We start from the raw sequence: 15990 nt of genomic DNA on the forward strand, positions 1-15990 counted from the left end.
GTGTCGGAAGTCGCTCTCGAAGAGAGTTTAGGGGAAACGTTTGGGCGTTCAACGGCTGATTGGCTCTCTGTAGTGATAAAATCGTCAATCGCGCGGAGATTCGAGGACCGTAGAGGGCTTCGCAGGGCAGCTTCGCATCGCGTCCTGGAAAGGGGGCGTTCAGACCTCGAGGCGATCCTGGATCCAGCTGTGGGCTCTCTCCAGCACGCCGGTCACGGCCTCCACTCGGGCAGGTTTGGCCACGAAATCGTGCATGCCGGCCTCGATGCAATCCTCCTGGTCGCTCTGTCGAGCGTTGGCGGTGAAGGCGGAAATGTAGACTGGATGTTCGATCAGATCCGAGGCCAGGATGCGCCGAGCGCTTTCCAGGCCGTCCATCACGGGCATTTGCAGGTCCATCAAGATGGCGTCGTAGCGGATGCTCTCCGCGGCTTTCAAGCCCTCCTGGCCATTCTCGGCGGTATCGGGCGCGTAGCCGAGCTTCTTGAGCAGCTTGACCAGGACCTTGGTATTGATGGCGTTATCCTCGACCACCAGCAGGCGAAGCGGGTGCTTTGTCGCGAAGTCGCTGTCGTATCCTTTTCTTGGCGACGATTTGGATGGCTTTTGCTCTTGGCTGGATTTCTCTTCGGCCTCCGGTTCGGGCTTGGGCGCTACGGCCGGTTCTCGGGCGGGCTCCGAGTCGGATGGTCCGATGAAGATCGGCAGCTCTGTCGTTTGGCGGGATGGGCCGCCAAGCACGAGTTCGCACATCGAGCGGTGAAGCGCGGTGGGGCGAGCGGGCGTGCGGATGGCCTGACTGTTCACGCAAGGCGTCAGCTCGTCTTCAGTATCCAATGACAGGAGACGAATGAAGGGAGGAAACGCCCCCTTGCTTCGTTCCTGGCAGTCGATGAGAGCTCTTATGGTATCCAGTCGAGTGGCCGATGGGTCGACAATCAGCAGGTCGAATTCGTTTTCCACCAGGCTCCTGGTGACTTGGTCCGGGTTCGAGCGGCAACGCCGAGAGGACATGCTCCAGAATCCGAGCTGCGCCTGAAGGGCCTTCCACGCCAGTTCGCTGTCGGTGATCACGAGGACGTTTCGTCCACTGATGGGCGCAAGGGTGGTGACGGTTTCGATGGCGTCGGCCTTGATGGTGAAGGAAAAGCGCGAACCTTTTCCGGCTTCGCTCTGCGCGGTCACGCGTCCGCCGAGCAGCGACACGATATTGCGCGTGATGGTGAGGCCGAGGCCCGTGCCGCCATATTGGCGGGAGGCGGAGGACTCCACTTGATAGAACGGGTCGAAAAGGTGCCGGATCTTCTCCGGCGGTATTCCAATGCCGGTGTCCTCAATCGAAACCGCTAGCTTCTGCTGAGAGTGTTCGTAGTCGACGCTGACGATCGCTCCACCGGATTTGGTGAACTTGATGGCGTTTCCGATGAGGTTTACCAGCACTTGGCGCAGGCGGCTGGCATCTGTATCCACAATTCCAGGAACGCCCGGTGCAATGACCAGATGCAGCTCCAGACCCTTCTTCGCGCAGTCCGGAGCGAAGAGCTGGACCGTCTCCTCCACGCATTCGATCAGGTTGATGGGCCCGGTCGAAATCTCGAGTTGGCCCGCCTCGATCTTAGCGATGTCGAGAATGTCGTCGATGATGGCGAGCAGGGAGTCCGCGGAATAGCGGATGGTTTCCACGTACTCGCTCTGTTCCTCGCTCAGTTCCAGGCTGCTGAGAAGCCCTGCCATGCCGATGATGCCGTTCATGGGAGTGCGAAACTCGTGGCTCATGTTGGCGAGGAATTCGCTTTTCGCCCGATCCGAGGACTCCGCGGCGTCGCGAGCCTTGCGCAGGGCCTCTTCGGCCTCCTTGCGAGCGGTGATGTCGCGGGCGATCTCCACGAATCCGCCGGTCTCCGAGCCGTCGACCTTCGCCAGGCGGGAGAGGGTGACGTCCGCCCAGAAGCGCGTGCCGTCCTTGCGTACGCGCCAACCTTCGAAAGAGGCTTGGCCCGTCCGTCGGGCGATGATCAGAAGCTCCTCCGGCGCTTCGTCGCTCAGGTCGGTCGAGTGGAAGAGGCGGGAATACTCCAGAGCGTTGGCCTCTTCGGAGGAATAGCCCAGCATGCGCTCGGCGGCGCTGTTCCAGCGGAGCGGGCGTCCATGATCGTCCAAAGTGAAGATCACATGGTCTCTGGCTCCTTCGATGATGAGGCGCAGCCCCTCCTCGCTTTCACGCAGCCTGGACTCGCGTTGCAGGAGCTGGGCCTGGGTCTCTCTCAACTCGCTGACCGTGTTCTCGAGGTCGCGTCGCGAGCTCTGCAAGTTCGTGGTCATGACATTGAAGGCGCCGGCCAAGGCTCCGCATTCGTCATTGCTCTGGCAATCGACCCGTTGGGAGAAGTCCCCGCGTCCGACCGCTTCGGCGCCGCGCTTCAGGGCCCTCAGGGGACTTGTGATGCGGCGGATGAGTATCCAGATAATGAAGACGCTCGCGCTTATGCCTCCAAGACTGATGGCTAGGAGCAGGTTTCTCGTGTTTGAGAGGGCGAGCAGCTCCTTTTCGTAGGAGGTTAGCAACGTGTATCGAATCGGTGGTGACGAACTCGAATTGACCTGAAGCTGGTTTGTGAGGAGATGGAAGTGTTCGCCATTCAAGAGGGCGGTTTGGACAAACTTATCCTGTCTGCCGCCATGGTTCGAGACCAATTGCAGGGCTTCCAGCTCCTGCTGGCCTGAGAGCGAAGTGCCGAGGGTCGAACGATCCGAGACGAAAGCGAGCTCCGCTCGGGTGAGAGCTTTCAGCTCGGAGATCGGCTGGTCGCCAAGTTTGATTCCTATGGTTAGGCAGCCCACCGGGTAGCCGGCGTTGGTGAGAAAGGCCGGCACCGAGATGACGTTGAAAAGGCTTTCGTTGATCGCGTAGTAGTCAGCTGAGAGCTCTCCTCCGAGAGCGGTGTCTATGCTGTCGGCCACGGTGTCGGCAAAGGTTGACAGGTTGATGGTGGTGTCACGTCTGACCAGGCTCTGCTCGGAGCCGTCGATCGGCGTGTAGACCAGAGCGAGAACGTCCGCCTCGAATTCTCGAAAGAGGTTTCTCAGGTAGGAACGCATCGTTTCCTCGTCGAGTTGGGAAACCGCCTTGAAGCGAGGCTCGTTGACTGCGTTCTTGAACTGGATCTGTCGGGAGCGGCTGTGGATTTCCAGAGAGTTCAGGAGAACCGCTTCGGCGGTGGCCAGCTGGTCCTGAGCCTCTTCCAGGGTCATTTTTTGGACGTGCTGGTTTACCAAATACACCGTGCCTGCTGGCAGAGCGATCAGCAGAAAGAGCACTGGGACGAGTACCTTCGTCTGAAATGAAAAATATCGATTGCTCTTGCTCGGATTCACGGGTGGGGGTGGGGCTTAGATCTTGGGAAGGTCGAGCAGTCCCATCACGATATCGATCTCGAGGTCTCCCTGCTCGGGCACTTCGATGTCGAGGTATTTTGAGGGAAGCCGCTCGTGCCAGGCCTTAAGTCGATAGGAGCCAGGAGGGACGTCTTTGATCTCGAAGCGGCCCCGTCGGTCGCTTTTTGAAAAGTAGGCGTTTGGCAATACGAGCACGATGCAGTGCATTTGCGAATGGATGGCGCAGAAGACGTCGACTTGTCCTGGCTTATCGAATACGAGGCGTTTGGGGTCGTCTTCGCTTTTGTACATGCCGAGGTCGAATGGTCTGACCTCCGACATGGAGAAGACGTTGTGGTAGATCTCGTCGCGATTTGGCCACTCGACTTCCGTGCCTGCCGCGATGGGCAGCACGTGGGGAATGAAGGCGCCGTCCTTTTGCGACACGCTGGCGAGTTTGCTGTTTTGCCGAGCTTGATCGCTCTCCTCGATGGACTCGATGCTGACTACGAAATCGCGCAGGCTTTCGTAGTCGATGGTGTCGAGGAACTTGTATCTGCGAGATTGATACGCGCTGTCGTTCGAGCGGGAAGTCTCGATGTTCGGGGCGGTTGCCTGGATGGAGCCCACGATGTCGCCTCCTTCCGAGCAAGAGAGGGCGAGGCCGAGGCAGGCTGCGAGGCCGAGGATGGACCGTGTGGCTTGCATTAGAAGCGAACCCCCAGCTCCGCGGCGAATTGATCGGTATCCTGGCGTTTGTTTCCATCGGTCTGCTCGCCGTTTTCGATGGTGTATTCGACTTTCATGACGGTGTCGTCGTTGATCCAGTAGCCAAGGCCGAGAGAGGCGCGTTCGAGCTGTTCCGTGAGCGTTCCGCCGAAAAGGTAGATGGAGCGGGCTCCGTTGCCAGCGATAGGGTAGCCGCCATCCACCTCCATGGAGCTGAAGCGGGCCGCTAGGTAGAGCTGGTCGGAGAGGCTTTGACGAGCTTCCAGGTGGTAGAAGGAAAAGTCTCGGCCGTTGTCGCCAAGCGGATCGTCATCATGGTACCAAGCTTCGCCGTAGGCTCCGAGCAAGGAACCGCCCTCCCAGAGGTAGCTGAAATCCAACTGGGCGAGCTCGGCGCTGAACTGGGTGGTCTGGTCTGAGCCGATCGGCACGAACACCACGTTTCCTATCCAGAGTTCGGACTGCTGATCTCGAGCTGCGTCGAGGTCGCCGGTGCGCATGAGGCTGAGGCTCAGGTCGAGCTCGTTGGTGACTTGGTAGCCGATGCGGCCGGCGATGGATTTGTCTGAGTCGAAGTCGCGCAGCAAGGAGGTGTTTCCGTTTTGCACTGCCACTGCGTAGGAGAAGCGATCGAGATCGCCATAGAGTTCGACGCCTTGGTCGATGCCCCAAAGGTCGGCCACGGAATGGGAGATGAGCGGATTCTGCATGACGTAGCGATTCAGGTACTCTTCGCCGAAAGGAATGTCGAAGCGCCCGAGCCGGAGGTTTACCAGGCGGTCCAGCTCGCCCTCGAGTCCCAAGGCGTTTTCGAAATCCACGAAGAGAGAGCCCACTTCGATGCCTTCGTCGTCGGATTCGCGGCGAAACAGTTCGAGGCCGCCTACCAGGTAGATGCCGCGGCTCAGTTCGGCCTCGAGGAACAGTCGAGCGTCGTCCACGCGAAACTCCTCGTTGGGAAACTCGTTGTTCTTCTCGCCCGCGAAGAAGGCCAGACCCGCTTCGCCGGAAACGATCAGGCGCTCGTTGAGGCTCTTTCGGGCCGGCGCGGCGCTGCGCTGGAAGGCGCTGTCTTGCAGGTCTTGGATGGCGAGCTCCTGCGCCTGGTCCTCGCTTTCGAGGCTTTCCAAGCGCTGCTTGAGGGCGGCGATTTCCGCCTGCTGCTGCTGAGCCAGCTTGAGCAGGGTCTCGTTTTGCGTGGCGAGCTCGCTCAGGCGTCGTTCGAGATCGTCGTTCGATAAGGCGCTGCTAGCGATGGCGAGGCAAAGCGAGCAGGAGAGAACTCTGGAGAGCGTTCCCTTGGTGCGAGGGTTAGAGTAGGCCATACGAACACTAGGTATCGGCGGCCAGGGTTCGTAGCTAAGCCGAAGCTCGAATTTCTCGGCGAAGTCGTGCCAGCTTCGTCGCGTCTGCTTTCCAGGCGTGGCTGGGAGAGGGACTCGATGGGATGGGCCTTACCAGTCGAACCGAGCGAAATTCGGGCACTGTTTGAGAAAACTCACCGGGGTCTGGTAGAAAACCGTATCGATGATCTCGTCGTCGTAGCCGCGGCGTCGCATTTCCATGGCGGCGTAGGGCACGGCGAGAGGCACGCTGACGCCCCAGTCGCAGGCGGAGTTCATCCAAAGGCGGTCCGGTCCGTAGGTTTCCAGGATGTCGATGGCCCGCGGGGCGGTGGTCTTGGACTCCGGGTAGAGGGTGATGCCCCCGCGCATGCCGGCGTCCATGACGTACTTGGCGGTGTGTTCCTCCACGTGGTCGATCAGGACGCGAGCTGGATCGATGCGCGAATCGGATTTTATCAGATCCACGATCAGCTGCGTGCCCTTGAGCTTGTCCTCGAGGTGCGGTGTATGCACCAGAATGAGCTGGTTGTGGCGGGCTGCCAGATCGATGTGCATCTCCAGCACCTTCATCTCGTTGCGGCTGTTCTTGTTCAGGCCGATTTCGCCGATGCCCAGCACGTTCGGCTTGTCGAGAAATTCCGGTATGAGGGCGATGACCTCCTTGGCCAGCTCCACGTCCTCCGATTCCTTGGGGTTGATGCACAGCCAGCAGAAGTGCGGCAGCTTGAACTTCGCGGCTCGAGCTGGCTCGTACTCGGTCAGCTGACGGAAGTAGTCGTAGAACCCTTGGGAGGAGCTGCGATCGAAACCAGCCCAGAAGGCGGGCTCGCAGACGGCTTTGCACCCTGCGGTGACCATGGCGATGTAGTCGTCGGTGGTCCGACTGACCATATGGGCGTGGGGTTCGATATATCGCATGTGAGTTCGTGAACGTATCTGAGAGTTTGGATACGAGAAGGGAAAAGTCCTTCTACGCTGGTCGTCGAGTCAAGCGACCTGGCGCGGCGATGGCAATAGCTCAATGCGTGGAACGCTTCGCTGCGGTTTCCGTGCGAACGAGGGGGAGGGGGCGTTGTTTCGTGGCGGGCGGCCAGTCTTTGCGGCCGGCTACGCGACTTGCGGTTTTGCGGAGTTGGAGTCGGTCTTCTTTTCCGCCAGGCAGCTGGAGATGGCTTCGTAGAGCAGCGGAGCCTTTACCGGCTTGGTCAAAAACGCGTTCATGCCCGCCTCGTAGCAGGCGTTTTCCGAGCTAGCGTAGGAGTGGGCGGTCAAAGCCACGATAGGCAGCTCTGAATGGCGAGGGTCCTTGCGAATCGCTTTAGTGGCGGCGAGACCATCCATCACCGGCATGCTGATATCCATCAGCACCAGATCGTAGGTCCCGTTTTCGACCGCCGCGATGGCTTTTTCGCCGTTGTCCACGCAGGTGCTGCGGGCGGACATTTTTTTCAGCAGGGAGGTGACGACGCGCTGGTTCACGAAGTCGTCCTCCACCACGAGAATGTGCGGTTCGGATTCGAAGCGCGGTTTGGCGGCGGGGGAGGCGGTCTTGCCCGGGGTGGCCAAGTAGGACTTGACCGGTAGGCGTACAGTTACCTCGGTGCCCCGGCCGAGGGCGGAATCCACTTCGATCTCGCCTCCCATGGCGTTGCAAAGCCTTTCGCAGATGCTCAGACCGAGGCCGAAGCCGCAGCTCTCGCGGGTTTTGTCGAGGTGCGCTTGGCTGAAGGGGTCGAAGAGCTTGGGCAGGATTTTTTCCGGAATACCCGGCCCGGTATCGGAGACGACGATGGTGAGCAGGCTGTGGTCCTCGCCCTTTGCTCGGTCAAGGGTCAGTCGCACGGTGACGGAGCCTTTGTCGGTGAAGCGGATGGCGTTGCCGCCCAGTTCGTCGAGGATTTGCAGCAGTCGGCGCCTGTCGACGCGCAAGGCTTCAGCCCCGTCTGGCTCGACGATGACTTGGAATTCGAGTTGCTTGTTTAAGGCTTGGGTTTTCAATCGAGCGCAGATGGCGGATCTGAGCTCCTCCCAGAGGACGCGCTGCGGCGATATGGACAGCTGATTGTGTTCCAGCTCCGAATAGTCGACCACCTGATCGACCAAGTGCTGCAGGTGCTCGCCCGAGCGATTCATCAATGCGAGCTGTTGCCGGCTCTCCTGGCTGAGAGACGGATCGTCGGAGAGGATGTCCAGGAAACCGAGAATCGGATTGAGCGGGGTGCGCAGCTCGTGGCTGACGATGGAGAGAAACTGGTCCTTGGCCCGGGTGGCGGATTCGGCCCGGTCGCGCTCTTCGGTCAGCGTCTGAGCTTGCTCCTCCAAAAGGGCGGCCTGCTCCTGCAGTTGGGCCGCTTGCTGACTTAGCAGAGCGTTGGAATGCTCCAGCTCGGCCTCTCGCTGCCTGAGGGTGGAGATGGTGGCCTGGAGCGACTTCATCATCCACGAGGAGATCAGGCACACTGCGGTGGTATAGAGGGTGAAGATGGCGATCGAGACCGCCCATTGCCGAACGGAATGGCTGGAAACGGAATCCCCGTCATCGGCGATGCCGAGCGAGGAGTAGAAACTCGCCGCGAAGATCGATCCGACCGCGGCAAGGCCGATCGACGCGAGAGCGTGGCGAGAGCCGCATACGATCGAAGAGATCACGCAGGCGCAGACCAAGAGAACGAAGCGGCTGGGAGCGGGTCCCCAGGCGGCTACGCCGCAGACCCCGATGATCAGAATGTTTCCCACCACTATGTTGGTGATCACCCTGTTGGGAATGCTCTTGGCGAAAGGGTAGCAGGCGACGAAGACTCCGTACAGCGATAGCTGCACCGTGAAGTACCAGGTCCATCCCTCCTTGAGAGCCCGAATGAGGCTGAAAAGGATGACGGGCGAGGCAAAGAGGATGATGCATTTGAAGGCGATCTTGGTGATTCGCTCGCGCAGGGTGGCCAAGTCGGGCAGCGCCTCTGCATCGCTTTGCAAAAATACCTCTGTGACGCGCTCGATCATTTCATATGGGGACGGGTGAAGGTCCCTATCGGAGCAAACGGGGCTCGACTAGATGCCGAGGTCGCGATTTGAGGCGATATAGCTTCGCGTTTGAGGAGAACACCCCAGCTTCTAGGGTGCGCGACGGCAGGACGAGTTGAAACGATCCGCGCGTTAGGCTTCGCCCGGCCAGGCTCCGCATGCCGCTTTGGTGGTGGCCTGCGGGATTGGCTCGGTGGTCGGATCGCTGAAGGCCTTGAGCACGGCTTGCGCTCGCTGGCTGTCCTGCTGCAGCGCTTGCAGGGCGTTGAGGAAAGCCTGGTACCGAAAGTCGTCGGCGAGTCCGTCCTTGCCTACTCGGTCCATGAACGCCGCGATATCGATGAGCTTGGAGCGAGCGTCCATGAAGTAGAGGTCGACAGGATTTTGCGGAGAGCTTGGCTTCATGGTGGCGAGTGTGCCGATTGGCGGCTCGGTTGCAACGCTGAGTTGCGGCGAGATGGACCATGCCGGTCGGCCTGGTCTCAGTCAAAAAGCTGACTGGCGATCGTTTCCAGCCCGAGCTCGATCTGTTCGCTGCTTGGATGGGTGAAGTTCAGTCGCAGGTAGCGTCCGTGTCGCTGGCTGTCCGCAAAAAATGGATCCCCTGGCATGAAGGCCACGCCCTCCGAGAGGCAGTTTTCCAAGTCCGCGAAGAGATCGCGCTGCTTGGCAAGCTCCAGCCAGACGAACATGCCCCCGGACGGACGCAGCCAGCGAGCCCGCTCATGAAAGTCGTTTTCCAAGCAGCTGAGCATGAGGTCGCGCTTGGCTCGATAGCTGGCGAGAGCTCTGGCCAGCCGCTGCCGCAGGGAGGAGGCGTCTCGGAGCAAGTGGCAGGCGATGGCTTGTGAGGTGCGGCTGCTATGAAGGTCGGCCGCCTGCTTGAGCTTGAGCAAGTGCGGATAGAGGGCCTCCGAGGCGGCGAGGCATCCGATGCGTAGTCCTGGTAGCAGGATCTTGGATACGCTGCTGAGGTAGGCCCACGGAGCTCTGCTGAGAAACGAACAAATCGGCGGTGGCGGGGCGTCTTCGAAGTGGAGGTCTCGATACGGATCGTCTTCGATCAGCACGGTGTCGTATTCATCGAAAAGCGAAGCTACGGCCCGTCGCTCTTCCAGCGAGTAGCAGGCTCCGGAAGGGTTTTGGTAGGTAGGATTCAAATACACGAAACGAGGGCGTTCGGTTTGCAGCAGCTCGCTCCATTGCTCGAGGCTGAGCAGCGGAGAGCCGGTCGGCAGGGCGACCAGCTTCGCCCCGAAGAGCTGGAAGTTCTGCAATGCGGCCAGGTAGGTGGGCGACTCGATTCCGACGGGGGAGCCCGGATCGATGAATAGTTTGGACAGCAGGTCCAAGCCTTGCTGGGAGCCGGTGGTCACGATGAGTCGCTTAGGCGAGCAGGCTATGCCCAGCCCCTGCAAACGCTCGGCGAAGAGGTCGCGCATCGATTTGTCGCCCTCCGAGGGTCCGTATTGAAAGGCGCTTTTGGGTAGGCGCGGCAGATCCAGATCCTGCCACATTTCGGGGGAGGGCAGGCCGCCGGCGAAGGAGATGAGATCCGCGTCCTGCGAACGAGAGAGGATATGGCGGGCCACGGAGCCCTGCAGGTTTTCGATGCGACGAGAAAAGGCCAGCGTAGGACGGGGTTCGGTTTGCATGCCGAGAGTTTAGAAGGTTTGCCTATTTGGGTAAAATAGTATTGATGATAGGAAATGATATCAAATTGGTATGAAGCTCCCTAGCCATCGTCAGGTGCAGTGCTTTTTGGAGGTCTGCCGCGACTTTCACTTTACGAGGGCGGCGGAGCGATTGGGTATCCCGCAGCCGCCGTTGAGTCGTCACATCAAGGAGCTGGAGCGCTTGCTGGGGGTGGATCTGTTTTTGCGGCAGGGCAAGTCGGTGTCGCTGACTGCGGCGGGAGCGGTGTTTTTGAAGGAAGTCTATCAAGTGCCGGTCATTCTCGCTCGCGGGGTGGAGGCGGCCCGGCGGGCCATGGCGGGGGAGTCAGAGCTCTTGCGCATCGGCATCGTGGGAGCCTTGCTTGGGGATAGCTGGCTGAGCTCCGTCGAGGCCTATCGGCGACGGTTTCCGCAGGTGCAGCTTTCGCTGGTGGAGCTGAGTCCTTCGGATCTGATCCGGCAGGTGGAATCGGGCGAGCTGGACGGAGCCATGCTCGGGGTGCGTCCGACGGGGATTCCGTCGGGGCTCAACGCTCAGGTTTTTCGTCGGGAGCCGGTGGTGGTCTGCTTGCCCAACGATCATGAGCTGGCGCGGCGCAAGCGCTTGAAGACGCTCGATCTGGAGGGGCGAGCCGTTGTTTCCCTGGCCACCGCGGTGGCGCCGGCCTATCGGGACTTTTTAGAGGGATTGTTTCGACGTCGCGGATTGCGTCTGGGCAGGGTGACGGAGACCAATGCGGCGGCGGCCATGCTCAGCATGGTGGTTGCCGGGTGCGGGATCGCCATATTGCCGGAGTCGGTCGCTCGCTTGGGTGGGGCCCGCATATCCAGGGTGCCGTTGGCGGAGCCCAAGCTTCGTCTGGAGCAAGTGTTCGTCTACCAGGCGAATCCGTCCGGTCCTCTGCAGCATCTCGTGACGGTGTTGCGCGAAGGGGAAGCGAAGTGAGGGGCTGGAGGGACGGCTACTTGGTCGCCAGCCAGGCATAGGCCCGAACCAGCATGTTCGCGATGGCGTCCACACCCGCCGGTTTTGCTACGAAATCGTGCATGCCAGCCTCGGCGGCAGCCTTCCGGTCTTCGGCTCGCACGTTTGCGGTGAATGCCGAAATGTAGATCGGATGCTTGATCTTGTCGGAGGCGAGGATGGCCCGGGCGGATGTGAAGCCGTCCATCACTGGCATCTGCAGATCCATGAAGATGGCGTCGTACTGCTTGCTTTCGGCGGCGCGGGCGCCGAGTTCGCCGTTCACGACGGAGTCCGCTTCGTAACCGAGTTTCTTCAGCATGCGCAGCAGCACTTTGGTATTCACCGGATTGTCTTCTACGACGAGTATCCGGATCGGATATTGTTCAGCGAAGTCCGCGGAATAGAAATTTCGTTGCATCTATGGTGATATAAAAACGTCGAGAAGGCTCGGCGTGTCAGGTGGCGGCCAGACTTATCAAGTATCCTAATGCGTTTCCGCAGGTCTCTAGCTGTCAGCCTCCGAGTTGAGGAGATTGGAATGGGCGAAGGAAGCAGGGGCGGTGATTTAAGGTTCAATTGCGTAGCGAATCTAGATCCGCTTTCAAAGGTATTTGTGTATTCATTACAAAAATGTGTTCGCCTGAGCGCGTCCTTGATCGAACGGGCTTCGTCAAGCAGCGCTTTCGGACTGGTTGGCTGGCGGCTTGTTTCGAACGAATTCGAAAGGGAGAATCATGCGTTTGCGGCATCGAATTTTGGATAGGTGAAGGGCCGGAGGGGAAAAGCTGGAATGCGTTTCCGTCTCCGAAATCATGGTCCCCGCTTGTGGATCGGTTTCCGCTCCAAGGGAAGGCGAAAAGCGACGCTGCCGATGGAAAAATGGAAGGGGGGAAGGGGGAAGATTTTCCATTAGGTGAATGAATGTGGTCGGGTAGGGAATATAAGCAGCCTCTTTTATGGTTTACGTTTATAGCAGCTTGGGACAGCCGCAAGTGGCGGCTCTTTTTTTCAGGTTGATTCGTCACCGGGCTGATCTTCTTATGGCGCGATGAGCACCACTTCGGGTACCAAGATCGACAAGTCATCTCTGCCGGACGCGAGCGGCCATTTTGGCCAGTTTGGCGGCATCTACGTTCCGGAGACGCTCGTGACCGCTTTGGAGGATTTGAGCAAGGAGTACGAGGCGGCGAAGCGTGACCCGGAATTTCAAGCGGAGCTGGCCGGATACTTGAAGGAATTCGCGGGCCGCCCGACCGGACTCTATCACGCCGAGCGGCTTAGCGAGGAGCTGGGCGGGGCGAAAATCTACTTCAAGCGCGAGGACCTCCTGCACACCGGAGCCCACAAGATCAACAATGCCATCGGGCAGGCTCTGCTGGCCAAGCGCATGGGCAAGAAGCGGGTGATCGCCGAGACCGGCGCCGGGCAGCACGGGGTGGCCACCGCCACGGTCTGCGCTCGCTTCGGATTGCAATGCGTGGTCTACATGGGTGCGGTCGACATGGAGCGGCAAAAGCTCAACGTCTTTCGCATGCGTCTCTGCGGGGCGGAAGTGCGCAGCGTAGAGAGTGGCCAGAAAACGCTGAAGGACGCGGTCAACGAAGCCATGCGCGACTGGGTGACCAACGTGCGGGACACGCATTACATCCTCGGCTCCGCTCTGGGGGCTCATCCGTACCCCATGATGGTGCGCGACTTTCACAAGATCATCGGCGAGGAGACTCGTTTGCAGATGATGGAAAAGGAAGGCCGTCTGCCGGATGAGCTCGTAGCCTGCGTGGGCGGTGGCAGCAACGCGATCGGCTTGTTCTACGATTTTCTGGAAGACGAAGATATCCGCATGGTCGGCGTGGAAGCGGGCGGCTACGGCATCGAGCAAGGCAAGCATGCGGCTCGTTTCGAAGGCGGTCGCCTAGGTGTCCTGCAAGGGTCCAAGACGTACATTCTGCAAAATCCCGACGGGCAGATCGAGCTGACCCATTCCGTATCCGCCGGCTTGGACTATGCCGCGATCGGTCCCGAGCACGCCTATTATCGCGACGTCGGCCGCATCGAGTTCGCCTATGCCACCGATGACGACGTGATGGAGGCCTTCAAGCTGCTCTGCCGCACGGAAGGGATCATCCCCGCGCTGGAGTCGAGCCATGCCCTCGCTTACGTGACGAAGCGGGCCCCGCAGATGAGCAAGGAGCAGATCATCGTGGTGAGTCTCAGTGGTCGCGGTGACAAGGACGTGAATCAAGTCGCCCAGCTGCTGGGGGCGGACGTCTAAGCGAATCGTTGCCAGGCGTCCCTTTTATTATGAAGAGCATGACGGGATTTGGTCGCTGCGAGCTCGCCGAAAAGGGCGTGATCGTCGGCTTGCAAGCGAGTTCGGTGAACCGCAAGAACCTCGAGGTGATCTGCTCGCTTCCCAAGGACCTGCAGCAGCTGGAGCGCAAGGTGCAGGAGAAGGTGAGGGCGGTGGCGTCTCGCGGCAGGTTTCAGTTTTCCATCGAGGTGCGTGTGGATGGCCAGGAGCAGGGAGGTCTGCCAAGCGACGAGCAGCTGGACCGAGCCATCGAGCGCTTGAAGGCCGTAGCCGATCGCTACGGAGCCCCGTTTTCGGTAGATGCCCAGTTGCTGGTGCAGGTCGCCCGATTGATCGAAGACGAGGCGGCGGAGTTTCCCAGCGAAGTGGTTGAAGATCTGCTGCTGCGCTGCGTCGACGCGGTGCTTGTCGACTTGATAGCCATGAGGGAACTGGAAGGCGAGGCTTTGCTCAAGGACCTCACCGAGCGTCGTCAGAGGCTGGCAGCGCTGGTCGCTCAAGTGAAGGAGCTCGCTCCAGGCATGGTAGACAAGTACCGGGAGAATCTCTTCTCCCGCTTGGAGCAGGCCGGCTTGGAGTTCGATCTCGGCGACGAGCGCGTCCTGCGCGAGATCGCGCTGTTTGCGGACCGCTGCGACATATCAGAGGAAATCACTCGACTGGACAGCCATTTGGATCAGTTCGACCAGCTGCTCGCCAAGTCCGAGCCGGTCGGACGTCCTTTGGAGTTTCTCCTGCAGGAGGTCGGGCGCGAAATCAACACCAGCGGGAGCAAGGCCAGCTCCATCGAAGTGTCCAAGCTGGTGCTGGAAATGAAAAACGAGCTGGAACGCATCCGCGAGCAGGTCGCCAACGTGGAGTAGCGGTTCGGGTAGAAAAAAGGCCGCTGCGGCAGCGGCCTTTTCGTAATGGATCGAGGGGCTCGCTAGCTCCAGCGCCAGAGCTCCGGAACCCAACGGTATCCTTCGCCCGCTTTGGCGATGTGTCCCACCGCGGGGAAGGGCATATGGCTGCCGCTGACTTCGACGCCTTGTTCGGCGGCCATGGCGAGGCGCTTTTGCCGCGTGGCGATGGCTTGTTCGCCGTCGGTATCATAGTCGATGCCCCAGTCGGGATGAGCGAGAAAGAGCTCGTGGTTGTGGGCGAAGTCGGCGAGAAACCAATGCTGTTGGCCTTCCGATTCGAGCTTGAGCCCGATGTGTCCCTGAGTGTGCCCTGGTAGTGGAATTCCGGTTACGCCGGGAGCGATGACCGCGTCGGGCTCGATGACGTTGAGCTTAGGTTTGATCGCTTCCAGGTGCTGATGGATGCCGCGTACCATGTCGGCGAAGCCTTCTTGCTCGATGCTGTCGATTTGCTCGTAGAGCCCGTACCACTGGTCGAGCTCGGCTTGCGTGATGTGGTGCGCCGCTTTTTTGAATACGGGCTTTCCTGCCTTGTCAAGGGCGCCGAAAAGGTGATCCGGGTGAGCGTGCGTTAGCACCAGATCCGTGATATCCTCCGTGCGAAAACCGGCGTTGGCGAGGTGTTGGGTCAGAAGTCCGCTCTCGGGACCCCAAGCGCCGTTTAGACCGGTGTCGACGAGAATGGTTTGGTCTCCGGTCTTGATCACGAAGGTTTGCACGTGAGTGGGAACGACGTCGGTCGGCTGATAGGTCGCCGCGAGGGCCGCTTCTATCTCTTCTCGACTGGCCTTCCCGCTGCCGAAGACGTTGGAGTCGAGGGGAATGGATCCGTCGGCGATGACGTAGAGCTCGATCGCCCCGATGCGTTTCTTGTAGAAGCCGGCGCCCTGAGTCAGGGCTTTTTTCCCTTTGCCCAAGGCGGCTTTCGATGGGCTGGCGATTCCGATGGCTAGGCTTGCGAGGGCAAGCGACTTGAGGACGTCTCTTCGAGTGGTAGTCGAGGGCATGATACGTTGGGTGCTCGGGTTGGGTTTGGGAGCGGAAAAACGAACGCCGACGCGGTTTGATTGAGGCGGGGCGGTGTGTCGGGGGGGCGGCTACGGCTGATCCTTCTTCTCCTGGATCTCCGCGGCCTGCTTGCTGCGTTCCTGCTTGAACGAGAAATAGATGTAGATCGCCACGCCCACGGTGATGCCGGAATCGGCCACATTGAAGCTGGGAAAATAGAGGTCGCCGAAGTCCTTGCCGAAGAGGCTGACGTCGAGCAGGTGGAAATCCAGGAAGTCGACCACGTGGCCGATCCGGATGCGGTCGATGAGGTTTCCCACGATGCCTCCGATGATCAGGCCGAAGGCGATCTGGTTCATGCGCAGCTTGAGCTCGAGCGCTTTTCGAAAGACGAAGATGAGCGCCAGAGCCACGAAGCCGACCGCGGCCAGGGCCCAAGTGTAGTCGGAGAACATCGACCAAGCGGCCCCGGTGTTGCCCACGTGCACGATGTTGAAGAGGCCCGGGATCACTTCGATGGAGCTCGGAGGAAAGAAGGAGCCGTAGGGCAGGGTCTGGACCACCCAGACTTTGGTGGCCTGGTCGAAAATCAAAACGGCTGCTGCCAGAATCAGCAGCAGCCGGTATGGAAAGAGCTTGCTCACGCGTCGCT

13 protein-coding genes are annotated in these 15990 nt (G+C 60.0%); 3 read left to right on the forward strand and 10 right to left on the reverse strand.

What is annotated here, in order from left to right; genetic code table 11:
- Positions 1-159: 159 nt before the first annotated feature.
- The 7 genes from QEH54_RS07425 to QEH54_RS07455 all read right to left on the reverse strand — a co-directional run bounded on the left by QEH54_RS07425 (position 160) and on the right by QEH54_RS07455 (position 10126).
- A complete protein-coding gene (locus tag QEH54_RS07425; protein ID WP_309018018.1) occupies positions 160-3375 on the reverse strand; it encodes an ATP-binding protein in 3216 nt (1071 codons plus the stop codon).
- A 15-nt stretch (positions 3376-3390) separates the two neighbouring features.
- Positions 3391-4083: a carboxypeptidase regulatory-like domain-containing protein gene (locus QEH54_RS07430; protein WP_309018019.1), complete on the reverse strand. Its 693-nt coding sequence runs from the start codon at positions 4081-4083 to the stop codon at positions 3391-3393.
- Positions 4083-5429: a hypothetical protein gene (locus QEH54_RS07435; RefSeq protein ID WP_309018020.1), complete on the reverse strand. Its 1347-nt coding sequence runs from the start codon at positions 5427-5429 to the stop codon at positions 4083-4085. The genes QEH54_RS07430 and QEH54_RS07435 overlap by 1 nt, the downstream gene beginning before the upstream one ends.
- Positions 5430-5558: 129 nt before the next feature.
- Entirely contained in the window at positions 5559-6368 is an 810-nt protein-coding gene (locus tag QEH54_RS07440) for a TatD family hydrolase (RefSeq protein ID WP_309018021.1), read from the reverse strand.
- Positions 6369-6557: 189 nt separating this feature from the next.
- Positions 6558-8450 carry an ATP-binding protein gene (locus QEH54_RS07445; RefSeq protein WP_309018022.1) on the reverse strand — a complete coding sequence of 631 codons (1893 nt, stop codon included), beginning with the start codon at positions 8448-8450 and terminating at the stop codon, positions 6558-6560.
- A 153-nt stretch (positions 8451-8603) separates the two neighbouring features.
- Positions 8604-8876: a hypothetical protein gene (locus tag QEH54_RS07450; protein ID WP_309018023.1), complete on the reverse strand. Its 273-nt coding sequence runs from the start codon at positions 8874-8876 to the stop codon at positions 8604-8606.
- Between the two features lie 77 nt (positions 8877-8953).
- On the reverse strand, positions 8954-10126 hold the full coding sequence (locus QEH54_RS07455; protein WP_309018024.1) for a PLP-dependent aminotransferase family protein: 1173 nt from the start codon (positions 10124-10126) through the stop codon (positions 8954-8956).
- 70 nt (positions 10127-10196) lie between these two features.
- On the opposite strand from QEH54_RS07455, the gene QEH54_RS07460 reads away from it, so the two are divergent.
- Positions 10197-11093, forward strand: coding sequence for a LysR substrate-binding domain-containing protein (locus QEH54_RS07460; RefSeq protein WP_309018025.1), 897 nt, complete (start codon positions 10197-10199; stop codon positions 11091-11093).
- Between the two features lie 16 nt (positions 11094-11109).
- Here QEH54_RS07460 and QEH54_RS07465 read toward each other — a convergent pair whose 3' ends face one another.
- Positions 11110-11532 (reverse strand): response regulator, encoded by a 423-nt coding sequence (locus tag QEH54_RS07465; RefSeq protein WP_309018026.1) that lies wholly within the window; start codon positions 11530-11532, stop codon positions 11110-11112.
- 630 nt (positions 11533-12162) lie between these two features.
- On the opposite strand from QEH54_RS07465, the gene trpB reads away from it, so the two are divergent.
- On the forward strand, positions 12163-13386 hold the full coding sequence (trpB, locus tag QEH54_RS07470; RefSeq protein WP_309018027.1) for a tryptophan synthase subunit beta: 1224 nt from the start codon (positions 12163-12165) through the stop codon (positions 13384-13386).
- A gap of 29 nt (positions 13387-13415) precedes the next feature.
- Positions 13416-14288 carry a YicC/YloC family endoribonuclease gene (locus tag QEH54_RS07475; RefSeq protein ID WP_309018028.1) on the forward strand — a complete coding sequence of 291 codons (873 nt, stop codon included), beginning with the start codon at positions 13416-13418 and terminating at the stop codon, positions 14286-14288.
- 62 nt (positions 14289-14350) lie between these two features.
- On the opposite strand, the gene QEH54_RS07480 is transcribed toward QEH54_RS07475, so the two are convergent.
- Together QEH54_RS07480 and lspA are read right to left on the reverse strand one after the other, a co-directional pair.
- The gene (locus QEH54_RS07480; RefSeq protein WP_309018029.1) at positions 14351-15337 is read right to left on the reverse strand and encodes an MBL fold metallo-hydrolase; all 987 of its coding nucleotides are present in this window, start codon (positions 15335-15337) and stop codon (positions 14351-14353) included.
- A gap of 90 nt (positions 15338-15427) precedes the next feature.
- The gene (gene lspA, locus QEH54_RS07485; RefSeq protein ID WP_309018030.1) at positions 15428-15982 is read right to left on the reverse strand and encodes a signal peptidase II; all 555 of its coding nucleotides are present in this window, start codon (positions 15980-15982) and stop codon (positions 15428-15430) included.
- Positions 15983-15990: the final 8 nt, after the last annotated feature.

The sequence above is a fragment of the Pelagicoccus sp. SDUM812003 genome (assembly GCF_031127815.1).
Lineage (GTDB): Bacteria > Verrucomicrobiota > Verrucomicrobiia > Opitutales > Opitutaceae > Pelagicoccus.